Origin of the sequence: Planococcus sp. MSAK28401 (genome assembly GCF_018283455.1) — a bacterium.
GTDB classification, from domain to species: Bacteria; Bacillota; Bacilli; order Bacillales_A; family Planococcaceae; genus Planococcus; species Planococcus alpniumensis.
Map to the genome: position 1 here is coordinate 2,264,489 of NZ_JAAMTH010000001.1, position 24,125 is coordinate 2,288,613.

Annotated in this window: 21 protein-coding genes, 1 pseudogene and 1 other annotated feature; of the genes and pseudogenes, 5 read left to right on the forward strand and 17 right to left on the reverse strand. The window is 45.9% G+C overall.

Annotation, left to right across the window (positions count from 1 at the left end):
* Positions 1-4: 4 nt before the first annotated feature.
* Positions 5-814 carry an NAD kinase gene (locus G3255_RS11590; protein WP_211654597.1) on the reverse strand — a complete coding sequence of 270 codons (810 nt, stop codon included), beginning with the start codon at positions 812-814 and terminating at the stop codon, positions 5-7.
* A complete protein-coding gene (gene yjbM, locus G3255_RS11595; RefSeq protein WP_211654598.1) occupies positions 811-1,488 on the reverse strand; it encodes a GTP diphosphokinase in 678 nt (225 codons plus the stop codon). The genes G3255_RS11590 and yjbM overlap by 4 nt, the downstream gene beginning before the upstream one ends.
* 272 nt (positions 1,489-1,760) lie before the next feature.
* Here yjbM and G3255_RS11600 point away from each other — a divergent pair, with 272 nt between their 5' ends.
* The 3 genes from G3255_RS11600 to G3255_RS11610 all read left to right on the forward strand — a co-directional run bounded on the left by G3255_RS11600 (position 1,761) and on the right by G3255_RS11610 (position 3,619).
* Positions 1,761-2,330, forward strand: coding sequence for a CYTH domain-containing protein (locus tag G3255_RS11600; protein WP_211654599.1), 570 nt, complete (start codon positions 1,761-1,763; stop codon positions 2,328-2,330).
* Positions 2,331-2,426: 96 nt separating this feature from the next.
* Entirely contained in the window at positions 2,427-2,825 is a 399-nt protein-coding gene (locus tag G3255_RS11605; protein WP_211654600.1) for a globin domain-containing protein, read from the forward strand.
* Positions 2,822-3,619, forward strand: coding sequence for a ClpXP adapter SpxH family protein (locus G3255_RS11610; protein ID WP_349291434.1), 798 nt, complete (start codon positions 2,822-2,824; stop codon positions 3,617-3,619). The genes G3255_RS11605 and G3255_RS11610 overlap by 4 nt, the downstream gene beginning before the upstream one ends.
* A 475-nt stretch (positions 3,620-4,094) precedes the next feature.
* Here the strand turns inward: G3255_RS11610 and pepF are convergent, their stop codons facing one another.
* The 10 genes from pepF to G3255_RS11660 form a co-directional block, all read right to left on the reverse strand.
* Complete coding sequence (pepF, locus tag G3255_RS11615; RefSeq protein WP_211654601.1) at positions 4,095-5,903, reverse strand: oligoendopeptidase F; 1,809 nt, start codon at positions 5,901-5,903, stop codon at positions 4,095-4,097.
* 52 nt (positions 5,904-5,955) lie between these two features.
* Entirely contained in the window at positions 5,956-7,044 is a 1,089-nt protein-coding gene (locus tag G3255_RS11620) for a competence protein CoiA (RefSeq protein ID WP_211654602.1), read from the reverse strand.
* Between the two features lie 127 nt (positions 7,045-7,171).
* Complete coding sequence (gene mecA / locus G3255_RS11625; protein WP_211654603.1) at positions 7,172-7,828, reverse strand: adaptor protein MecA; 657 nt, start codon at positions 7,826-7,828, stop codon at positions 7,172-7,174.
* 300 nt (positions 7,829-8,128) lie between these two features.
* Entirely contained in the window at positions 8,129-8,524 is a 396-nt protein-coding gene (gene spxA / locus G3255_RS11630) for a transcriptional regulator SpxA (RefSeq protein ID WP_008429739.1), read from the reverse strand.
* A gap of 404 nt (positions 8,525-8,928) precedes the next feature.
* Positions 8,929-10,128, reverse strand: coding sequence for a putative glycoside hydrolase (locus G3255_RS11635; RefSeq protein WP_211654604.1), 1,200 nt, complete (start codon positions 10,126-10,128; stop codon positions 8,929-8,931).
* 180 nt (positions 10,129-10,308) lie between these two features.
* Positions 10,309-11,250, reverse strand: coding sequence for an ABC transporter ATP-binding protein (locus G3255_RS11640; RefSeq protein WP_211654605.1), 942 nt, complete (start codon positions 11,248-11,250; stop codon positions 10,309-10,311).
* On the reverse strand, positions 11,250-12,305 hold the full coding sequence (locus G3255_RS11645) for an ABC transporter ATP-binding protein (protein ID WP_211654606.1): 1,056 nt from the start codon (positions 12,303-12,305) through the stop codon (positions 11,250-11,252). Before G3255_RS11645 ends, G3255_RS11640 begins: the two co-directional genes overlap by 1 nt.
* A 15-nt stretch (positions 12,306-12,320) precedes the next feature.
* Positions 12,321-13,340: an oligopeptide ABC transporter permease gene (gene opp3C, locus G3255_RS11650; RefSeq protein ID WP_211654607.1), complete on the reverse strand. Its 1,020-nt coding sequence runs from the start codon at positions 13,338-13,340 to the stop codon at positions 12,321-12,323.
* Positions 13,340-14,275, reverse strand: a complete 936-nt coding sequence (gene opp3b / locus G3255_RS11655) for an oligopeptide ABC transporter permease (RefSeq protein ID WP_211654608.1) — start codon at positions 14,273-14,275, stop codon at positions 13,340-13,342. Before opp3b ends, opp3C begins: the two co-directional genes overlap by 1 nt.
* Positions 14,276-14,458: 183 nt before the next feature.
* Positions 14,459-16,171: a peptide ABC transporter substrate-binding protein gene (locus G3255_RS11660; RefSeq protein WP_211654609.1), complete on the reverse strand. Its 1,713-nt coding sequence runs from the start codon at positions 16,169-16,171 to the stop codon at positions 14,459-14,461.
* A 242-nt stretch (positions 16,172-16,413) separates the two neighbouring features.
* Between G3255_RS11660 and G3255_RS11665 the strand changes: the two genes are divergently transcribed.
* Both G3255_RS11665 and trpS read left to right on the forward strand, forming a co-directional pair.
* The gene (locus G3255_RS11665) at positions 16,414-16,755 is read left to right on the forward strand and encodes a DUF3899 domain-containing protein (RefSeq protein ID WP_211654610.1); all 342 of its coding nucleotides are present in this window, start codon (positions 16,414-16,416) and stop codon (positions 16,753-16,755) included.
* 51 nt (positions 16,756-16,806) lie between these two features.
* Positions 16,807-17,020 (forward strand) — a binding site (T-box leader).
* A 68-nt stretch (positions 17,021-17,088) separates the two neighbouring features.
* Entirely contained in the window at positions 17,089-18,081 is a 993-nt protein-coding gene (gene trpS, locus G3255_RS11670; RefSeq protein WP_211654611.1) for a tryptophan--tRNA ligase, read from the forward strand.
* Between the two features lie 65 nt (positions 18,082-18,146).
* On the opposite strand, the gene opp4C is transcribed toward trpS, so the two are convergent.
* From opp4C to G3255_RS11695, 5 genes and pseudogenes are all read right to left on the reverse strand, one after another.
* On the reverse strand, positions 18,147-19,064 hold the full coding sequence (gene opp4C / locus G3255_RS11675; protein WP_211654612.1) for an oligopeptide ABC transporter permease: 918 nt from the start codon (positions 19,062-19,064) through the stop codon (positions 18,147-18,149).
* 15 nt (positions 19,065-19,079) lie between these two features.
* Positions 19,080-20,045 (reverse strand): annotated as a pseudogene (opp4B, locus tag G3255_RS11680) (oligopeptide ABC transporter permease).
* A 148-nt stretch (positions 20,046-20,193) separates the two neighbouring features.
* Positions 20,194-21,903, reverse strand: coding sequence for an oligopeptide ABC transporter substrate-binding protein (gene opp4A, locus G3255_RS11685; RefSeq protein ID WP_211654613.1), 1,710 nt, complete (start codon positions 21,901-21,903; stop codon positions 20,194-20,196).
* 25 nt (positions 21,904-21,928) lie between these two features.
* Entirely contained in the window at positions 21,929-22,939 is a 1,011-nt protein-coding gene (locus G3255_RS11690) for an ABC transporter ATP-binding protein (protein WP_211654614.1), read from the reverse strand.
* Positions 22,936-23,979: an ABC transporter ATP-binding protein gene (locus tag G3255_RS11695; protein ID WP_211654615.1), complete on the reverse strand. Its 1,044-nt coding sequence runs from the start codon at positions 23,977-23,979 to the stop codon at positions 22,936-22,938. The genes G3255_RS11690 and G3255_RS11695 overlap by 4 nt, the downstream gene beginning before the upstream one ends.
* Between the last annotated feature and the right edge of the window lie 146 nt (positions 23,980-24,125).

Here is a 24,125-nt window from a genome sequence, read left to right on the forward strand (position 1 = left end):
ATCCTCAATCCTCCGACAGTTCGCTGTCGATGAATGAGTCGTGCACGCGGCGCCAGAACGGAAACGCGCGGAAACGGGCGAAGCGCACTTTTTCTTTCGCTACGCGATACTCGATCGATTCAACGTCTTTATGCAGCAATTGAAGATGATCGATCGTCACCATGAAATCCGGCGCCTTCACCGGAAGCAAAGTGCATCGGTGATGGGACGGCAACACCAGCGGCGAACCGACAGTCCGGAATACCCGGTTGTTGATTGAAGCCATTTCGGTCAGTTGCATCGCCGGCAAGGACGGATGGATAATCGCCCCGCCAAGCGCTTTATTATACGCTGTGCTTCCTGAAGGCGTCGACATGCACAATCCGTCCCCGCGGAACCGCTCAAAATGGCTGTCGTTCAGAAAGACGTCCATGACAAGCGTGACATCCGGGGATTTTACGGTCGATTCGTTTAAAGCTAAATAAGTGGAAGACTCCTGGTCGCTCCGGTAATGCACCGTTACTTCCAGCAAAGGATATTCAATGACTTCGAATTCCTTTTTCGCGATCGCCAAGACCAGCTTCTCGATTTCAATCGGCTTCCAGTCCGCATAAAACCCTAAGTGGCCAGTATGGATTCCAACGAATGCGACAGCATCCAAACGGTCGCTGTATTTATGGAATGCATGGAGCAAAGTGCCGTCCCCGCCAATCGACAAGACGATCTGCGGAGATTCCTCGTTCCACTCCATGCCGAAATCCTCTAAGTATTCACGGGCCTCCTCCATCAATCGATTGGATAGATTATCACTTCTCGATATGATATAAAATTTCATGTATCCTTTCGACCTCCTTCCCCATCCGCCGGAAATCGTGTTCCCGGAGATTCTTTGTATTCGCTGAAATATGCTTGCGCTTCTTGGATTTCATCCCTGATCTGCGTCATTTCCTCGTCGAGCTGGAATGCCGCTTCCGCCGCACGCTGCAGCCGAAGCTTGATCTCCTCGGGGAATACCCCTTTATACTTATAGTTCAAAGAATGCTCGATCGACGCCCAGAAATTCATCGCCAAGGTACGGATCTGGATTTCTGCGAGGATCAGCTGCTCGCCGTCGATGGTTTGCACAGGATACTCGACGATGACATGATACGAACGGTAACCGCTTTGCTTTTCATGTGAAATATAATCTTTTTCTTCCACAATGCGCAAATCATTGCGCTGTCGCAAAAGCTCTACGACTGTTTCGATATCTCCAACAAATTGGCACATCATCCGCAATCCGGCGATGTCCTGTAAATTGCGGGCCAATTCTTCTGAGGGTTCAAACAATAGCCCTTTTTCCAAGGTCTTATCATAAATGCTCGCCAGCGGCTTTACACGTCCGGTAACGAACTCAATCGGTGAATTCGTGTTATTCGTTTCAAATTGTTTGCGCATGCCTTTGAATTTCACTTTCATCTCGTCGACCGCCTGTTTATACGGCGCCAAAAAACGATTCCATTGCCCCATGTCTGGCCCTCCTCACTGCTTTGCCCATTCTACTATCCTTTAAGCCCAGCACAGGGCTGATTCTTCATACCGCTATTTTACCACAGCAAGGCTCTGCGTTGCAGATTGCACCCAACTATCCGATAATGAAATTAATGGCTAAACCAAGAGCAACCGGCGTGAACATGAAATCCTCGCTTCCCGCCGGTTGACCCACCGCGCTTGTGCAATGCCGCTTCTTTCCTATAGAAAAGGCGCCTGTATTGTAAAAGCGGGAGTAATGAGGTGAACAAATGACAAAAGAACTTGAAATCGAATTTAAAAACATGCTGACAAAAGAAGAGTATAGCAAATTATTGGCCGAGCAAAACACTTCCCCGATCAGCCAGACCAACCATTATTTCGACACGGCTGATTTTAAGCTGCGCGACCAAAAGGCAGCGCTGCGCTTACGCAGTATCGGCAGCCGCTTCGAATGCACGCTGAAAACACCAGCTGCTTCCGGAAATTATGAAACGACCGATATCTTGAACGAACAACAGGCTTCCGACATGCTGGACTTAAGGCAGTTTGATGCGCCGGAAGTTTCTGCTGAGCTCGAACGGCTCGGGGTCTCCCCGTCCGATTTAGTGCCCATTGGTTCCTTGACGACACATCGCGTAGAGGCCGCGTACGAAGGCGGGCTTCTTGTGCTGGACCACTCGGAATACTTAGACGTGGAAGATTATGAACTGGAATACGAAGTCACCGATGAAGCTGCCGGCAAGCGGAGTTTCTTCTCCTTACTGGAAGAAAAACACATCCCGATACGTCCAGCAGACAAGAAAATCGCGCGTTTTATGAAGGCGGCTACTAAGCGCTAAAGAAGGCATAGCCGTTCGGCGGCATGCGATTTGTTTGAGATATTTACCATGCGTTGATAGAATGGATTTACAGCAAATACAAAGGGGACAAGACTGATGACTGGAAAACCGCTTATTCCGTACGATGAGATCGGCGCGGAAACTTTATCGAACCTGGTGGACGCCTTCTATGCACGCGTCTCAGCACATCCGCAACTTGCACCCATTTTCCCTGACGACCTGACCGAAACAGCGAGAAAACAAAAACAATTCTTGACACAATACTTAGGCGGCCCGAATATTTACTCAGCAGAACACGGGCACCCGCGCCTAAAAGCACGCCATCATCCGTTCCCGATTACACCAGACCGCGCGCAAGCTTGGCTTGAGTGCATGAGTGAAGCAATGGATGAAGTGGGGCTAAGCGGCCAATTTCGCGAGACCTTTTTTAACCGTCTCGTATTGACCGCCCGCCATATGGTGAATGATTACGATAGTGAGGAGGAGTTGGAGTGAGCAACCTGGATCTGGCAGAGGATATCCGCGAACACCAAGTTTCCTGCAAACCGATGGAATTATACGTGTTCATGGATCCGATGAATCCCGCATGCTGGGAACTTCAATCCATCATCCGCAAATTGCAAATCGAGTACGGCCATTACTTTTCAATGCGGATGATCTTGAGTACACAATTATCCGCCCTGAACATGAGCGTGAAAAATGCGGATATGACTGGCGATGAGCTTGAACATCCCGCACTTCCCTCTGTTGCCATCAAAGCGGCAGAGCTCCAGGGCAAACGAGCAGGCAATCGATTCCTGTATAAACTGCAAGAGCATCTCTTTTTACAATCAAGAAACGTCACATCCTACGATGTACTGCTTGAAATTGCGGAAGAAGCTGAATTGGACCAAGGAGAGTTCAAAGATGATTTCCACTCGGTCCACAGCGCAAAAGCATTCCAATGCGATCTTCGCATCACCCGTGAAATGGAAATTTCCGAAGTGCCAAGCATCGTCTTTTTCAATGAATGCATCGAAGACGAAGGTGTCAAAGTTTCTGGCCTTTATTCATACGACGTCTATTTGACCATCCTACAAGAAATGTTGGGAAAAGACCGGCTTAACCGGCAGTCCCCGCCTTCTCTCGATGATCTGTTCATAAAATACCCAACGATGGCGACACACGAAGTGGCGAGCATCTACAATATCAGCGAACAAACTGCAGAACGCGAACTGAAAAAGCAAGTATTGCAGCAAAAACTTGAACGCATCCCGCTGCAGGACGAGACATTATGGAAAGTAAAATAAGCTAAGCTCCCAACAGGAGCTTAGCTTATTTTTTCTTCCATCATATAATAGCGAAAGGCGCCTTCCACGTCCGGAAGGCGCCTTTCTTATCTTACACAAAGGGGATGGGAGAAATGTTCACGCTCAAACAAAGGGGTGTATGTTTGTATGTGATTAATTTCACAGCCTAATAATATCACGCCATAATAGTTAATGCAATAAATCACAAACCTTTTCACAAATCTGTCATAATAGCAAACGCTTACATATATAACTCCACAAAAATAAGTTATTTAGAAATAACTTGTTTGCATTTACGACAGGATTCTACCTAATGTATGAGCCCCTATTTTCCATTGCGCAATAATAATGACGAAAAACTTCGTTTGCTTTATGCACTCCCCCCCACTACCGAATAATAACCACCGACCACTCGAAAGAAAGACCAAAAACCTCTGCAGGGTTTTAACTGCAGAGGTTTGGCTGATTGATCGCTTTATTTCTTCAAAAGCAAGGCTTCAAGTTCTTCAAGCTTCTGCCCAAAGACTTTGCACGCCTCTTCGACCGGCTCGGAAGAAGTCATATCCACACCGGCTTTTTTCAATACTTCAATCGGGTAATCAGAGCTGCCAGCTTTAAGAAATTCGTTAATATAACGCTCTACCGCTGGCTGCCCTTCTTCCAGGATCTTTTTGCTTAACGCAGTAGCGGCGCTGAATCCTGTCGCATACTGGAATACATAGTAGTTATAGTAGAAATGCGGGATGCGCGCCCACTCTAGCCCGATTTCCTCATCCACTGCCATGTCCTCGCCGAAATACTTTTTGTTTAATTCGTAATACACTTCCGTCAAACGGTCAGCCGTCAAAGCTTCACCGTCTTGGTCCATCTGGTGGATTGTGTGCTCGAATTCAGCAAACATCGTCTGGCGGAATACCGTGCCGCGGAAACCATCCAGCCAGTGATTGAGCAAGTAGATACGTTCTTGCTCATCTTCTGTCGTATTGACTAAGTGTTCATTCAACAAGGCTTCATTCGTCGTCGATGCAACTTCTGCCACAAAGATGGAATAATCACCGTAGACGAACGGCTGATTTTCTCTCGTATAATGGCTATGGACGCTATGGCCGAATTCATGCGCCAACGTGAACAAGTTGTCTACATTGTCCTGCCAGTTCATCAGGATATAAGGGTTTGTGCCGTAAGCACCGGAAGAATAAGCACCGCTGCGCTTGCCCTTGTTTTCTTTCACGTCGACCCAACGGTTGTCGATGCCGGATTTGACGATGCCGACATATTCTTCACCGAGTGCATTCAAGCCTTCGAGCATCATGCCCGTCGCCTTGTCATATGGAATCTCCATTTTGACTTCCTTGACGAGCGGTGTGTACATATCATACATATGAACTTGGTCAAGGCCCAACACTTCTTTGCGCAGTGCTACATAGCGCTGCAATAGATGCAGGTTGTTGTTGACTGTTTCGACTAATTGATCGTACACAGCTTCCGGAATATGGTCATCTGACAACGCTGCTTCACGGGCCGATGAATAATTGCGGATTCTCGCGTGGACATTATCGCGTTTAACATTTCCGGATAAAGTGGAAGCAAAGGTATTGCGGAATTTGCCATACGTCGCATAAACGGCTTTAAATGCATCTTCACGTACGCGGCGATCTTTGCTTTCCATGAAACGGATGTAATTGCCGTGTGTAATCTGCACTTTTTCGCCGTCTTCATTTTCAATTTCCGGAAACTCCAAATCGGCATTATTAAGCATGCCGAACGTTTCAGAAGATGCTCCAACCACTTCTGATAATTGTGCAAGAAGAGCTTCTTGCTCCGCTTTCAGTACGTGCGGACGCATCGTATTGAGTTCTTCGAGCGCTTGTCGATAAAGCTTAAGACCGTCATGTTCATCTACGTAGCGGTTCAGCTCTGCTTCGTCTAAAGACAAGATTTCAGGCGTCATGAAAGACAAACCTGCTGCCGTCTTGGCAAAAAGCGATTTGATGCGGCTGTCCATCGCCTGGTATGTTGAATTCGTCGTATCCTGGTCATAACGCATATGCGCGTATGCGTATAGCTTGCGCAGGCGCTCCGACAGTTCATCTTTATAGCTTAGCGCCTCGTATAAGGCATTCGCTCCGGATGATAAGGTACCTTCATACTGTCCAGCTTTCTCTGCCAGCTCCGAGACCGCTTTGAATTCCTCTTCCCATTGAGCATCTGTAGCAAAAATATCTTCCAAGCGCCATGTCAGTTCTGCAGGCACTTGATCTCTAGTCATTAATTTTTCCGTCATTTGGCTGCCTCCTCTTTCCCTTGTTTCGGGAAACGAATTACACCTTATTTTCTCAATTTTCCCACGCTTTTGCAAGCAGATGATAGGAAATATCCATCACTTCCGAAAAACATTCGGAATGGCCATTTCTGTAGATGGTTTCATATGCCGAAAGCACTTGTAAGGGCGTGCGCATATCAATTCCAGAAGACGCAATCTTGACCAGTCTCTCGGTTAATAAAGTTTCCACTGGTTTTCCCGATTCGATCATGAGTGCCGCTTTCATTTGCCATATGAGGGGATGCTCCAGAAATAGATGCCCACCTGCAAGCGGCAGCCCGAAAATCTCCGGGATGGCTTCTTTATCGAGTCGAAGTTCATAGCTCAATCGCCAGAATGGATTTCTCATCCTATTTTTTGCGAACAATTGCGAACGGATGTGTTTATTATTTTCTATACGCATCAAGGATATTGCCTGAACGTACTCTGCTTTGGTTAATTTTTTCGGCACCGCAAAAGGAAAAACTTGTTCCTTCACAGGCAAAAGCGATACCTTTGCGATCCAGCGGTTGCCTTGTACATAAAAAAGATTGGAATAGTAGATGAAGAGGGAATGATTGGGGTTGAATTGCAGGAGATGGGGATGAAGAGGCCTGCTACGAAACATCGCTCTTTCGAATGGGCGGATTTGGACAAGGCCCAGCCCTGGAGCAGGCACACACTTTGTGCCACGGATCCAAATGGCATGAAGACCTATCTTGGCGTATCCTTGGCTGCGCTTCACCACCTGTTCTAGGGGCAATTTGCTGCACTGGATTTCAATCGCCGATTTCTTGGCTAACAGGTCGGGCCTCTGTTTGATTTGGGGCAAGTAGCATTCAACATGAACGGGGATGTTCTTGTCTTGGAAAAATGAGGCTAAGCGGGATTTTCCAAGCAGATGAAGCGGCGTTTCCGGTTCGCTGCCTGGCGTGCAGGAGAATTGCTGGAGATGGGCGAAATGGGGAATTTTCGTTGTACCGACTTTCAAGACGACCGGTGCTTCACAGGCGGGACACAGGAAGGTTCGATCTCTTCTCAGCTGAATCAGCTCTTGCCTTGTATGATAGGCTTGGAGCGTAAATAAACGGCCTTTATCGAGCGCTGTTAATATATGAATCACTCTCCTTTTTTTCAGTTTACGCGGAAGAGCCGTTGGGCGCAATACGTAAAAGTATCTCTGACTTTTAAAAAATCATGAACCCAACTACGTAAAATGGCAAAAAAAAAACCTCCCATAGAGGAGGTTTTTATCCGAAATAATGCAATACGTTCGGCAATGCATCTTCTTTGAAAATCGCTTTGCCGTATTCTTCAAGACGGTGGATTGTCATTGGAGTTTGCTGCAAGTATTCGGTGATGACGCTCAATTGGTCTTTGATGTCTTTTTCAGAATGCAAGATTTCATCAAACTTCACATGCATATAGTACTTTCCGTCAAAGTGGTACAATGCCGTATCGACCGGCATATACATAAGGCGTTTCGCAATCGGAAGCAATTCTTCCACTTCAGAAAGAACAAAGGAATATTCGAGTTTCTTTGTGTCACCCTCGTCATAAACCGGTTCGAATTCGTCGAACTCTTGTGAACCAGCTTCTTCCCCTGAAAACATCTTGCGGCGTTCTTCTATATCATCCGGCAAATCAAGTTTTTGCCCGTCTTTCGTCAATTGCGCACGAGTGACAGTAACTTCAAGTCCTTTATCCATGGCTTGCACTTGGATCCACAGCGGCCCTTCCATAACGAAATCGGCTTCTTCATTGACTTCATCCATCATTTCCCAGAAAAGCTCTTCGCTTTTGTCTCTGTTAAACCAAATTTCGTCACGGCTGAACCCTCGCTCTTCAACATCAAGATAGGAAATGTAAAATTTCACTGTGTTGTCGTTAATGCGTTCTATTTCCATTTTACACCTCTCCTTTTCGGATCGGATTAAGAGGAAGTTCCTCAAAAGCCGTGATTTATTACTACCTTCATTATACCTTTCCTGAAGGCTTAAAAACATTTTTCTGCCTATAGGCGGCAAGAGAAGATAATTATCTTAGAGTCTAATTGAATCGACAGACTTTTGCAACTAATCAAGATGGGAAACCCATGTTCAGTTGGAAATACTTTGTCTGGGCGATATATTAAAAAGATAAAGAAAAGCCGTCCCATGATCCCTTATGAAATGCCATAAAGACCGGACAGCTTTTTCTACTTATTCTCAGTTGACCATGCGCTGAGCTTCAAGCAATTGATACGCGCGCACTTTACGTGGCAGGAATCGGCGGATTTCATCTTCGTTATAACCAACTTGCAGGCGTTTTTCATCCATGATAATCGGGCGTCTCAATAAGCCCGGATGTTCTTGGATCAATTCATAGAGTCGCTGTAATGGCAAGCTCTCTACGTCCACATTCAGTTTTTGGAAGATCTTCGAACGAGTTGAAATGATCTCATCCGTTCCATCCTCTGTCATACGTAGAATTTCTTTGATTTCACTTATTGTCAAAGGTTCAGAGAAGATATTGCGTTCTGTATATGGAATATCATGTTCTTCCAGCCACGCTTTCGCCTTGCGGCAAGACGTACAGCTTGGAGAAGTAAATAATGTAACCATCATAATGGAGCACTTCCTTTCGGATTCATAGATGTTGAGGAAATTCATTCTTAAATTAGAATCACTATCGTTTAGAAGCTCTACAATCATTATACAACATTAGGCTTCAGTAATATATAGCTGACAGCGAGAATTTTAAAAAAACATTGATTCTGTCACAGTTTTGCTACATTTTCTGAGAGTTTGTAAAACTTATACATTAGAAATTTACCCGCTTCTTTTATCAATTAAACTTCAATAAGAAAATTTTATTCTCATTTACGAAATTGTTTTGAAAACAAAGCTTCTATTATATAGTACGTCTCATCATTCAAAAGGTTTCAATTTACTGCTTAATTTAATTGCCTTTCAAAAGCGTAAAAATACCCCAGCTGTTCGGCATTGCCGACAGCAGGGGCATTTCTTTATTCCGGGGTATAGTCGACGCCAGGTGAATAGCTATTCCCTGCATTCCAAAGAAGGAATTCATCGATTCCTTGTTCATTCAAAGCGCGGATCTGAGCTTCCACTTCTGCCTTGCCATAGCGCTTATAATTTCCAGCACCTAAGTAGCTGGCGGTGAAATCCTGAAGCCATGGCCGTGAGACAGGTGCCTCATCCAATTTGGAAAGCACTTCGTTTTCAACTTTTGCATATTCGGCAACCAATTTATACGGTTCCAAATCCGGCTTTGCAATGCCGAAATATGATGTCCAGTGACTAGGGTATATCATTGAGGAAATGACGTCCACATTCTCCGATATTTTCGAGAAGTTTTGCCCAATGCCAGGCGCTTCTGGCAATGTTGCCGCATAACCGAAAATATCAACTGATACCTCTACATCATAAGGTTCGAGTTTTTCTTTCGCATAGGCCACAAAATCCGTGACAGCTTCTACACGGCGCTGAACAGGATCTAGATTGGATTCTGCGTAATCGCCCATTGAGTAGTCTAGCTGCTCACCAAGCCGCTCAAATCCTTCAGGAAAACGCACATAATCGAATTGTATTTCCTTGAAACCTAATTTTGCCGCTTCGATCGCTACTTCCACATTATAGTCCCAGACTTCCTTCATGAACGGATTGACGAATGCTTCACCCCGGCCATTGGTCCAGACTTGCCCACCTGTTGTAAAGGACAGTTCAGGATGCTGTTCCGCAAGTACCGTATCCTTGAAGACGACCACACGCGCAATCGGGTAAATTTGCTCCTGTTCCATTTGCTCAAGCATTGCCCGGGGGTCTTTAATCAATGAAGTGCCGATGCCTTTATCAGCCAGCGGAGAATCTTCTTTTGGCGTATACGTTAAATGACCTACATCTTCCTTGACATCAATGACCATCGCGTTCAAGTCAGTATTCCCTACCAAATCGACTAGCGAAGAAAATCGAGCTCCTCCAGCCGAGTTTCCAGTAACAAATATTCCCCGGACCGCATCGGGATATTCGAAAGCCAAGCCTGAATCAAACCCAAACCGTTCAGATGTTCCGAGCAGTGCTGAGTCAATATTTACTATTTCATATGTACGGGTCGAAAAATCTTCTGCAGCGGTTTCAGCCGCTTGTACAGTGCTGGCACTCCCTAGTAGAAATAAGGATGCAGCAAGCCATTTTAAGGATTTCACGCAAATTCACACACCTTTTTCGCTTTTCTCCAGTCTACCATTTTTGAGTGTTTTCCGCAGGATAATTTAGTAAATTTAGAGAAACCCAGACATTTATTTGTTTTAAGCAAATATTATTATGCCTTCTTCCAAGCACAAAAAAAGCACGCGCCTAATTATAAGGCACGTGCTTTTCAGGTTTTACTTTTTAGCTGCTAGGCGATCTTGCAGTTCTGCAAACTCTTTCTCTGAGCAGTCTACAAAATGATTCGGTGAAACTTCGCGCATTTTCACGTCTTCGCCATCTGCATAGTTATGGACTGCCGGGTCGTATGCTTTACGCGTACGGTTGCGCTCATAGTTCGGGTCCGGAAGCGGGATGGCCGAAAGCAATGATTGCGTGTAAGGATGCATCGGGTTGGCGTACAATTCATCGGCTGGCGCCAATTCCACCAATTTGCCGAAGTACATCACGCCGATACGGTCCGAGATATATTTAACCATCGACAAATCATGTGCGATGAATAAATACGTCAAGCCTTTTTCTTCCTGCAATTCTTTCAGCAAGTTGACAACCTGTGCTTGGATGGAAACGTCCAGTGCCGAAATCGGCTCATCCGCAATGATGAAGTCCGGGTCGACTGCCAAAGCACGCGCAATCCCTAGGCGCTGGCGCTGCCCGCCGGAGAATTCATGCGGGTAGCGGTTTGCGTGCTCTTTGTTCAAACCAACCGTCTCTAACAGGTCGTATACCATTTTCTTACGGTCGCTAGCATTTTTTGCCAAGCCATGGATATCGATTCCTTCTGCGATAATGTCCATGACTTTCATACGCTGGTTCAACGAAGCGTAAGGATCTTGGAAAATCATCTGCATTTTGCGGTTGAATTTCTTCAGGTCTTTTTTGTTTTTCTTGCCGTGCACACTTTCGCCTTCATAAAGGACTTGGCCATCCGTTGCGTCGTATAAACGAATGATCGAGCGGCCGGTCGTGGATTTCCCGCAACCCGACTCGCCTACAAGGCCGAGTGTTTCGCCTTTATAAATATCGAAGGTAATGCCATCAACTGCTTTTACTTCGTTTGCTTTGCCGACATTGAAATGCTGTTTAAGGTTTTTGATTTCAACTAATTTTTCAGCCATCAATTTGCGCTCCCTTCATAATAGCGGCTGCCAGGGAACTTTTTCATCCGTTCGATGACCATTTCAGGCGGTTCGACTGTTGGCGCTTCAGGATGAAGAAGCCATGTAGCCGCCATGTGCGTATCGCTGATTTTAAAGAACGGAGGCGGCTGTTCCATATCAATCTTCATGGCATATTCGCTGCGCAATGCAAATGCATCGCCTTTTGGCGGATCGAGAAGATCGGGCGGCGTGCCAGGAATTGCATATAATTTTGCATCTTCTGAATCCATTGAAGGCATTGAACTGAGAAGGCCCCATGTATATGGATGCTGTGGGTTGTAGAAAATTTCATCGACTGTGCCGATTTCAACGATTTTCCCACCGTACATAACAGCTACGCGGTCTGCCACGTTTGCCACTACCCCAAGGTCGTGAGTGATGAAAATAATCGAGGTGTCGATTTTCTTCTGCAAATCTTTCATCAATTCCAGGATTTGCGCTTGGATCGTCACGTCGAGAGCAGTTGTCGGCTCATCGGCGATTAGGACCTGCGGGTTGCACGCTAGCGCAATGGCAATAACGATCCGCTGGCGCTGTCCACCTGAAAATTGGTGAGGATATTGTTTCATTCGAAGCTCAGGTTTAGGCATGCCGACTAAACGCAGCAAGTCGATCGCCACTTTCTTCGCTTCGTCCTTGCTGATTTTTTGGTGCTTTAAGATCGGCTCTGTAATCTGGCGGCCGATCGGCATTGTTGGGTTGAGCGAAGTCATCGGATCCTGGAAAATCATCGAAATGTCTTTACCGCGGATCTTCTGCATTTCCTTATCGCTCAATTTCGTCAAGTCGCGCCCGCCAAATAGGATTTCCCCGCTTTTGAATTCAGCGCTCTCTTCAGGCAATAAACGCATAATCGATTTCGTTGTAACGGATTTACCGGAACCGGATTCACCTACGATTGCCAATGTTTCACCTTTATATAGATCAAAGTTGACGCCTCGGATTGCTTTTACTTCGCCACCGTATGTGTTGAAGGAAAGTTCGAGGTCTTTTACTTGAAGTATCTTTTCCATCTAAGGCTTTCCTCCTTAATCTTTCATCTTCGGATCGAGCGCATCACGCAAGCCGTCACCAATTAAGTTAAATGCGATCATGATTAAACTTAACACAACAGCCGGGAATAAGAGAATATGCGGCTGATACTGGATCAGTTTATAGCCATCATTGATCAATGTACCTAGAGACGCATCTGGAGCCTGAAGCCCAAGCCCGATAAAGCTCAAGAAGGCTTCGAAGAAAATAGCGCCCGGAATTGTGAACATCGTGTTGATGATGATGACGCCAAGAACGTTTGGCATCAAATGCTTCCAAATGATGCGGCTGTCACTGGCACCAAGCGTGCGTGCTGCGAGAACGAATTCCTGGCTCTTGTATTTAAGAACCTGTCCACGCACTACCCGTGACATGCCGGTCCAACCGGTTATCGTCAAGGCTATGATGATCGCAAGTATCCCCGGATCCATGATGAGGATAAAGAGGATAACGACGACCAAGTTCGGAATACCTGTTAAAATCTCGACAATCCGTTGCATGACATCATCCACGCGGCCTCCGAAGTATCCGGAAATCCCTCCGTAAATAACACCAATCAGCATATCAATTGCTGCTGCAACAAATGCGATGAACAAGGAAACTTGAGTCCCTTTCCATACACGGGAGAACATATCACGGCCAAGGCCGTCCGTCCCGAACCAGTAATTCTGTTCGACATTCTTCAGTTCATACATATCCACTTGACGTCCGCCTAATGTACCGACACCATCCATGATGCCTAGGTTTTCGATGACAGGTACTTTCGGCGGCAAGTTAGCGTGTGTGATGGTTTGGTCGTTTGGTTCGTAAGGGCTGATCATCGGCCCGATAAAGGACATCAAGACGATCAAACCGAACAAGATCAAGCTGATGATAGCCCCTTTGTTTTTCTTTAGGCTGCGCCAAGCATCCTGCCAAAAGCTGACACTTGGTTTTGAGATTTTCTCAGCCTCTTGGGTATCTCTAGGGATGCGCGTAAATGCATCTTGAGGAAGCTTTTCATAATTCTGTGTCATTAATTCTTACCTCCTGAAAGACGAATCCGAGGATCGATGACGCCATACAAAATATCTACCACTAAAATGATAACAATCAAGAATACGGAGAAGAAAATAGTCGTACCCATGATGATTGAGAAGTCACTAACCATGATTGATTTTACGAATTGCTCACCGATTCCAGGAATCGCGAAAATCTGCTCGACCACGAGAGAGCCTGTCAAAATACTGACTGCCATCGGCCCAAGTACTGTAATCAATGGAATCAACGCGTTGCGGAATGCATGCTTGAAAGCGATTTCTGATCCGCTTGCTCCTTTAGCTTTTGCCAAAGTGATATAGTCAGATCCAAGAACTTCGATCATTTCTGTACGGATGAACCGTGCAGCCGTTGCCAGTGGGAACATCGCCAAAGCTATTGACGGCAATACGCTGGACATAAATCCATCTTTCCACAGCGCCACTGGGAACAGGTCCCATTTTAAACCGAGCCAGTATTGTAGCATGGATGCAAAAACAAACGATGGAATGGATATACCGATAATCGCAACAATCGTACTTCCGTAATCCACCCATGTATTTTGCCTGAGCGCCGCGACCATCCCGAACAGGATTCCGAGAACAGTCCCGAGAAGCATTCCTTGGAATCCAATCTGGGCTGACGGCCCCATGCGGCTTAAAATAACATCTGTTACGTCTGCGCCTTTGAATTGGTTAATCGAAATACCCAAATCACCTCTTAGCAAACCAAACATATAATCGAAATATTGAACAGGAAGGGGTTGGTCCAGTCCGTACCGTGCCTCTACGACTGCCCGTTGTTCAGGAGATAGTTTATCTGCGGAAGCAATTGGGGAACCTGGTAATATTTTCATCAAGAAAAATGTAAACGTGGCAATAAGCGCTAAGGTGATGAACATATAAATTAATCTTTTTCCAATATAGCGTGCCATGGTGCACCTCCAAATAAAATCGCTCTATTATATCAAGCACCAAAAGATACTTGTATTTTTCTGATTAAGCAGAATACCGTTAATTTTCGGTGAATTTATTCACAGTAGAAAAGAGAGTATATCAATCCCTTGATATACTCTCTTTCTATTATGTTTTCCTAAAGTACATTCAGTTGGGAATCCTTATTCCTTACCGGAAATGTAAGCCCATTTGTAGCCGTAGTCTCCACCGAATGGGTGTTTGACGATGTTGTTAACATATGGCTTTTGAAGGGACATGATACCGCGCTGATAGATCGGTGCGATAGCAGCGTCTTCTTCAACCAAGATTTTTTCAGCTTGAGCCATTGCTTCCCAGCGTCCTTCAGCATCCTGTGCCAATTCGCCTTTAGCTTGCTCAACCAAGTTATCGAACTCTTCGTTAGAGTAAGACATCAAGTTGTGAGAAGATCCAGTTACGAACAAGTCGATGAATGTCATCGGATCCTGGAAGTCAGGGCCCCATCCAGAGTTTTGGATATCGTAGTCTTGTGCTTCATCAAGCTCAAGGCGTACGCCGAATGGTACAGCTTTCAAGTTAACTGTCAAACCTTCAAGGTTTGTTTCAAGTTGCTCTTTCAAATAAGCATCCATTTTACCCGCAAGCTCAGAGTCGCCGCCAAGAAGTTCCATAGTCACTTCTGTTTCGCCGATTTCCTCTAGGCCTTGCTCCCAGTAAGTTTTCGCTTCTTCAGCGTTGAATGGCAACATGTCTCCGTTGATGTCACGGAAATCTTCGCCCGCTTCGTTGAAAGTGAAATCAGTTGGTACTAGGTAGTTAGCTGGAAGTGATCCGTTAGCTAGAACTACATCTACAAGGTCTTGCTTGTTGAAGCCAGTTGCAATCGCTTTACGGATGTTTTCGTTAGCGAGTGGAGTTTCTTCTCCGTTGCGTTCTTGGTTAAATTTCAAGTAGAACAAAGTTGGTTCAAGTTCTTTTACAACTTCTGGGTCTTCAGCGTATTGCATTGCGAATTCTCCAGAAAGTCCAACGCGGTCTTTTTCACCAGATTGGTAAAGGTTAACTGCAGTTGATGTTTCTTTAACTACGTCAACATTGATTGTGTCAAGTTGAACAGTTTCAGCATCCCAGTACTCAGGGTTTTTCTCCATTGTCCAAGTGAGTCCAGTTCCATCCCAGTTTGTAAGAGTGAATGGACCATTGTATAGAAGTGTATCAGAATTTGAAGCGTAGTTATCGCCTTGTTCTGTTACGAATTCTTCATTCAATGGGTAGAATGTAGCGAAAGCCATCAATGACATGAAGTAAGGAGTCGGGCGCTCAAGTTCTACGACAAGAGTTTTGTCGTCTTCAGCTGTGATTCCTAGTTCAGAGACTTCCATTTCCCCTTCAGAAACTTCAGTAGCGTTTTTGATTGTTCCAGCCATCATGTATGGTCCGTAAGGTGAACCAGTGTCTGGGTCAATCGCGCGCTGCCAAGCATAGACGAAATCGTTAGCTGTGATCGGTGTACCGTCCGACCAGTTAGCATCACGTAGTTTGAAAGTGTACGTCAAGCCATCTTCACTGATCTCAGGCTCGCCATCAGCAAGTGCAGGTTCAGCAATGTTTTCTTGGTTTAAACGGAACAAACCTTCGTTTACGTTGTTCATGATGTTGAATGCTACTGCATCCTCAGCAATCGAAGAATCCATTGACGGGATTTCTGCTCCTTCGATCAAGTTTAGTTCTTGTACAGAGTCAGGTTCGCCGCCGTTGCCTTCTGCGCCTTCTGTACCTTCTGTGTCTGTGTTTTCTGTCCCAGTATCAGTGTCGTCTCCGCCGCCGCAAGCAGCTAGGAAAGCACTAAGTACCAAAACCAGGCCAAGTAGCCATAAAATCTTGCTGTTTTTCACTGATTTTGCCCCCTTAAATTTTCTGAAAAGTTGGTACATGATTAATTATACATAAATATTTTTTGTTGTACAGCGTTTTTTTTGGAATAAATTGTACTTGAAGCTTAATCATAGTATACCAAATAATCACCAATCGCCTGAAAAGCGCGTCATGTAAGCGTTTTCTTCTCAATTAGAAATCCAATAATTTTTTGATTTTTTTTGTTATTTCTTCTACAATAAGAACGAATAGGGGTGCCAAAATGAAAAAAATAATCATTGGAATTGCTGCTGTGCAATTGATCATCTTGTTGACGATGCTCGTGCGAAGCGAACCGTTTTCACTGCTGTCATATATCAATAATTCCTTTATCTACGGGGGCATCCTTGTATTCTTCGGGGCTTGGGTGTTCGTTGTCCGAACAGGGGTTTTCGATGTATTTACGATGAGCATGCGCAAAGTGTTCAAAACCAAATCTACACTCGAAGACGACGAGATGCGCCTCCCATCGGAAGTGCTGGCATTCTCAAGTTCCCCCCTCTTGATAGTAGGCGGTGCGACTTTAGTAGCCATGGCTGTTTCCTTGGCGTTCTACCAATCGTAGAATTGCGTATTGCAGCGCCAATCCTTTTTGTATTATAATAAATCCAATACAAAATGAGCGTTGACAAAGAGTAGTAGATGCAGTTTCTTCTATATAAGAGAGCTTGTGGCTGGTGTGAACAAGCAGAAGACTGCATTGAATGGACTTTCGAGCTAAAGCGGCGAAACAAGTAGCCGCTTTCGTATTCTCCACGTTACGGAGGCAAGAGGCCGCTTTTGCGGCAACCAGGGTGGTACCGCGGAACCGCACATCATTCGTCCCTTTAGTTCCAGGGACGGAGATGTGCTTTTTTATATTCATTTTTAGGACCACCCACTTAGAGGAGGAATTGTATTGAAGAAAATTTTTTCAGGCGTCCAGCCGACCGGCACAGTTACACTCGGTAATTATATCGGTGCATTCAAGCAGTTTACCGAACTGCAGGAAGAATATGATTGCATCTTCTGCATCGTCGACCAGCACGCCATTACCATGCCTCAAGATCGTCTCGAGTTAAGAAAAAACATTAAATCGCTTGCCGCGCTTTATCTAGCTGTCGGCATCGATCCTGAAAAAGTCACGCTGTTCATTCAATCGGAAGTGCCAGCGCACGCACAGGCAGGTTGGATGCTGCAATGCGTATCGACCATCGGTGAGCTCGAGCGCATGACGCAGTTCAAAGACAAATCTGCCAAGGCCGCTTCCATCTCTGCTGGCCTCTTGACTTACCCGCCTTTAATGGCTGCTGACATTCTATTGTACCAAACAGACATTGTCCCTGTCGGCGATGACCAAAAACAGCATATCGAATTGACACGCGACTTAGCGGAGCGTTTCAATAGAAAATACAATGACATTTTCACGATCCCGGACATCCGTATTCCAAAACACGGAGCGCGTGTCATGTCCTTGCAGGATCCGACGAAAAAGATGAGCAAGTCCGATTCAAATAAAAAATCGATCATCACTTTGCTCGATGATTTAAAAACAATCGAAAAGAAAGTGAAGAGCGCCGTCACCGACTCAGAAGGAATCGTCAACTACGATCCGGAGAACAAGCCCGGCGTATCCAACCTGCTGTCGATCGAAGCTGCCTTAACTGGAGCCTCCATCGATGAACTGGTCGCTAAATACCAAAACGGAGGCTATGGCGACTTTAAATCTGGCGTGGCCAAAGCCATCACAGAACATTTGGCGCCAATCCAAGAACGTTACTATAAGTTGCTCGATTCTGAGGAGCTTGACACGATTCTCGACGAAGGCGCAGAAAAAGCCAATTTCATTGCCAATAAAACATTGAAGAAAATGGAGAACGCGATGGGGCTGGGCCGCAAGCGCAAACGATAATACATCAACAAAAAAAGGATGAACGGGTGGCCTGCCACTCGTTCATCCTTTTTGTTTAGTTTTGGTTAGCGCAATGACTTCGGGTTCAACGCATCCTTCAGCCCTTCCCCAATAAAGTTGATTGACAGGATTGTCAAGGTAATGATGATGGCTGGGGGCATCCAGATCCACGGCTTGCCTTGCAGGACATCCGGCTCATTGGCAGATGATAGCATATTGCCCCAGCTCGGTGTCGCTTGCGGAACGCCAAAACCTAAATAGCTGAGTGCTGATTCGATAACGATCATCGTCGCAAAAATCAAGGTTCCTTGCACGATGATGGTCGAGATGACATTCGGCAATAAGTGTTTCGTAATCACTTTGAATGGAGAACAGCCGATTGATAAAGCAGCCAGAATATACTCATTCTCTTTCTCCGCCAGCACTTTACTGCGCACCAAGCGGGCGACACCGCCCCAGCTAAGCGCACCGATGACCATAATCAAGACCCACAAACCATCTACGATGCCATAAAGGATCGTGTTCAAGACGATGACAAACACGAGGAATGGGAAATTCAGCACAAAATCCGTGAAGCGCATTAGGATGCTATCGATAAAGCCGCCAAAAAAGCCAGCAAGCGCCCCGACCACTGTTCCCAAAGTGATAACCATGAGCGTTGCACTGAAGCCGACCAATAGTGAAATTCGCCCTCCGTAGAACAAGCGCGTTAAGACATCGCGCCCGCTCTTGTCCGTACCCAGAAAATGTTCGCCATTCGGCTCGATATTCATCGCCCCGATGTTGACTTGTGAAATATCCGGCAGCGGCGACAACACAGGTGCCAGGAACGGTGCCGAGAGTGACATCAAAGTAACCAGCATGATGAAAAAAGAACTGATCATCGCCAATTTATTGCGCACGAATTTCCTTCTGGCAATCTGCCAAGGAGACAAACTTCTTTCCGGCTTCTTTTGTTGGGTGATGGTAGTTGATGATGCCATTTTAATGCTTCCTCCTCAATCCAGGCGAATTCGTGGGTCCACGACGCCGTATAAAATATCTGCCAATAGATTACCGAATAATGTAAGGAACGATAAAAGCATAGTCAATGCCATCAAGGTTGGAAAATCCCTGCTTGTCACGGATTCCAAAAACAGCTGGCCGATGCCCGGATAAGTGAAAATTGTTTCTGTAATAATGGCTCCACCAATCAACGCAGCAAAATCAAATCCAAGGAATGTAACTAGCGGAATGATTGAATTGCGCAGAATATGGACATTTTAGATTTTTTTCATCGGCGTGCCTTTCGCGCGCGCTGTCCGGACAAAATCCTTCCGGGAGTTCTCGATGATGTCGTTGCGCAAAAACTGCGTGTAACTTGCCGTGCTCATCGCCCCGAGCACAATCGCCGGCAACAAGACGTGGTGCATGCGGCTTACATAGTACTCAAAGCTCCCCTCTTCCACCAAAATGTCTACCGAGCCTGCAAAAGGGAACCAGTTTAACTGGAATGCAAAAATATAAATCGCAAAAACAGCAGCAACAAAAGATGGAATCGCCAGCATAATATAATTGAATCCTGCAATGGCGTTATCGCCTAATGTATATGGCCGCCGCCCTGAATACATGCCCATGATGAACGCCATGATATATGTGATGATTAAAGCTGTAACGCCCAATAACAAAGTATTCGGCAATTTTTCCAGGATCAAATCGAATACTGGAATTTGAAACCGCGTGGATTTACCGAAATCCCCTTGGACGAATCCAGTAATCCAGTTAACATATTGGACCGGCAATGGGTCATTATAGCCGAGCTTCTCACGCATTTCCGCTATGTATTCGGGGTTGGTGTTGAGCGGGTCGATTTCCCCGCTGAGCGAATCGCCCGGCATCAGTTTGGCGAGACTAAAGACTACAATCGAAATCAAAATCAGCATCGGTATCATTCCAAGCAACCGTCTAATCGAATATTTAAGCATAGGTACTCTCCTTGTCTGATAAGTTCTCGGCTGTGCTCTCGTGCACGGTAAGGGTTATTTTTTGAAACAGCCCTTACCGTGCATAAGAGCTTCATATAAAGATTCAACGATGGGCGAATCGCCCATCGTTGAAGGTTAGTTGCTGATTTTATTCGGTTACGAACCATTCAGCAGGGCTGTTTTGACCGGATACGTCATATTCAACTCCACCGACACGCGTATTCAATGCCTTAATTTCTTCTAGTTCCGCAATGTAAAGCATCGGCAGTTCTTCATTGACGATCTTCTGCCATTCTACATACAATTCTTTGCGTTTTTCCTGATCAGTGCCGACGATTTCGATATCAAGTGCATCGTCTAGCAATTGATCCGCCTCTGGATTGTTGTAACGCGGGTAGTTCCACAGCTGGTCTGCTTTCCATAGTCCCGATGGATCCGGGTCAGTTCCAGTGCCCCAGCCGCCGAAGAATGTTTCAATGGAAGCATCATCTTTTTCGACCATATCGTAGTAAAGGTTTACTTCCACCATTTCCACTTCAGAACGCAGTCCGACCGCTTCGAAATACTGTGCGATGGCTTGGGCACGAGATTCGAAAGTCGGGTTGCCTGTTGCATAATGAGAGAACTTCACAACAAACTCATCGCCATTCGGATCTTCACGGAACCCGTCATCGTTTGTATCGACGTAGCCTGCTTCATCCAACATTTGCTTTGATTTTTCAGGATCGTATTCATATTGAATTAATTCGCTATCATCTGCCGAATTCCAGTGAGCAGACGGTACTGGCTTGTTGACAACATCCGCATAACCGAAGAAGAATGCATCCACCCATTCTTGGCGGTTCAACGCATACATCATCGCCTGGCGAAGTTCTTTGCTTTGGTATTTCGGAAGTTCTTCTGTGATCGTTTGGGATTCGTTGTCGAATTTGCCGAGCTTGAACCCTACATAATAATACGTCAATCCAGGGTAAGTCCTGATTTCTACATTTTCTAGAGGTTCTACTTCAGACCCTGATACCGGCTGAAGGGAGATCATATCGATGTCATTGTTCTGCAAAGCTCCGACAACAGAAGAGTTATCGATAACACGCAGGACGATTTTATCCAAATTGACATCGCCATTCCAGTACTCATCGAATTTCGAAAATTCGACTGACTCGCCAGGAACGATTTTGTCTACTTTGAATGGCCCGATTCCGATTGGAGTCGAACGCACCCATTCAGATGCTGACATTTCGGCAACCGGTACATCACCGAGAACAGACTCAGGCAGTGGATATGCCCATAGGTTGGTTAAGTTGTTGACGCGTGCTTCATCGAAAGTAATGTTGATTTCATAATCGCTGACCACTTCGATCCCTGAAATGGAATCGGCGTCGCCGCTGCGGTATGCTTCAGCGCCTTCGATTGTTTGCACGTTTGCGTAGCGGGGGCCGTCATAATCAGGATCCGCGATTGTTTCAAGTGCGAATACCCAGTCATTGACAGTCAACTCTTCGCCGTTATGCCATTTCACGCCTTCTTCGAATGTGAAGTTGAAGACTTTATTGTCCTCGGTTTCCCAAGAAGCGACGTTCGGTTCCGGCTCTAAGTTTTCGTTGTAGTTGATCAACGCTTCATCAAATAATTCGATGACTTCGAAATCAGTAGCAATGCCGTAAAATGCGGAAGAGTACAAACCTTCCGGTGGAGCATCTAAGCCGTATACGAGCGTTCCGCCTTTTTGCGGTTCGCCTTCAGCACCTTTGCCTTCTGAGCCGGACTCACTGGATGCATCGTCGCCGCCGCATGCTGCAAGGAATGTGGACAGGACAAGCACAAGCGCGAAGAGCCAGAACAAGGATTTTTTATTCATCTCTTTTCCCCCTAATTTTTTTTGATCAATACAAATGGCACGCGACTTGATGGCCTGGCCTTACTTCTGCCAACGCTGGTTTCTCTTGTGAGCAGATTTCCATCGCTACCGGGCAGCGCGTATGAAACGGGCAGCCAGTGGGTGGGTTTTGCGGGCTCGGCACATCCCCTTTTAAAACAATCCGCTCTTTCCGTTTCGCCGGATTCGGTTCCGGAATTGCGGAAATGAGCGCTTGCGTGTAAGGATGCAGCGGTTCTTTGTATAAATCTTTATTTGAAGCAAGCTCTACGAGGCTGCCCAAATACATCACTCCGATTCGATCGCTCATATGCTTTACGACACTCAGGTCGTGTGCAATAAAGAGATAAGTCAGATCGAATTCGATTTGCAGTTCTTTCAACAAGTTCAACACCTGCGATTGCACGGAGACATCGAGTGCGGATACCGGTTCATCCGCTACAATCAGCTTGGGGTGCAGTGCCAGCGCACGGGCGATTCCGATGCGCTGTCTTTGGCCGCCGGAAAATTCATGGGCGTATTTATAATAAGCCTCTTCAGGCAAGCCAACTCGTTTCAGGAGGGTTTTGATTTCCTGCTCCAACTCTTTTTTATTGCGCTTTTCATAATTCAGGATCGGCTCGGCAATAATATCACCGACCATTTGCGTCGGATTCAGCGATGCGTATGGATCTTGGAACACCATTTGAAAATCACGCCGTGCCTTTTGCAATTTGGCTCCCGATAATCGGGTGATGTCTTTTCCTTCGAAGAGGATCTCGCCTCCTGTCGGTTTCATCAGCCTCAAGATGGTGCGTCCCGCGGTTGATTTGCCGCAGCCCGATTCGCCGACCAAACCGAGCGTTTCCCCTTTCCTGATAGCGAACGATACATCGTCTACCGCTTTGACATTTCCGATGGTCCGCTTGAAAAAGCCCCCTGTTACCGGGTAGTATTTCTTCAGATTGCGAATTTCGAGGAGATTTTCACGTTTATCTAAGTAATCGATGCGATCCTGGATGAAATCTCTAGTAGTCATAATGCGGCGACTCCTTCTCGTTCTCTTTTTCCATCGGTAGGCCAGCTTTCTTCATATAATAGACAGGCAGCTTCATGGCGATCGGCGACTTCCGCAAGTTGCGGTGTCACCGTCAGGCATTCTGCCATCGCCTTCGGGCAGCGATTCGCAAAGCGGCAGCCGACTTGTGGCATATTGATGACGGACGGAACCAGCCCTTCAATCGTCGCGAGCTCTTCGACATCTTCATCCATTTTCGGTATCGCTTTCATTAATAATTCGGTATACGGGTGTTTGGGGTGGCTGAACAACTCTTCGACAAATGCGCGCTCCACGATTTTGCCCGCATACATGACCAATACTTCATCACAGATTTCAGCTACTACGCCCAAATCGTGTGTAATGAGGATGATCGACATGTCATTTGCTTCCTGTATTCCTTTCAACAATTCGAGGATTTGGGCTTGGACTGTTACATCCAAAGCTGTCGTAGGTTCATCGGCGATCAACAACTTCGGCTGGCAGGCAATGGCCATGGCAATCATGACCCGCTGGCGCATCCCTCCGGATAATTGGTGGGGATATTCCGTCACGATCTGTTCAGCACGCGGGATTCCGACTTGCTTTAACAAAGCGACCGACCGCAGCCGTGCTTCTTTTTTCGTCAGCTTCTCATGGTTCAAGATCACTTCTTCTATTTGATAGCCGATCGTGAATACCGGATTAAGTGAAGTCATCGGTTCCTGGAAAATCATTGAGATGTCTTTTCCACGAATGCTGTTCATCTGCTTGTCTGAAAAAGTGGAAATGCCTTGTCCTTCGAATTCGATTTCGCCGCCGCGAATCTTTCCGATGCCGTTTGGCAGCAATTGCATAATGGAGAGCGACATGACACTTTTGCCACAGCCCGATTCGCCTACCACTCCTACGATTTGCTTAGGTAGCACATCGAAACTGACATCCTCAACTGCATTGTAATAATCCCCATCTATCTTGAAGCCCGTTTGGAGATTTTTGACCCGCAAGAGCGGTGTAATCGCTTTTGATCCATAAGCTGTCATGAAAACACCTCAAAATTCTTTTTTTCTGTCAATTCTAACTAGTTTTAAACATATTACAAAAGTATTACGTGCGCAATATAATTTTTGTATTTTAAGCAATGATTACCAAAACCTCTAATCATTTCTTCTCTCAACTCCTTATTTCG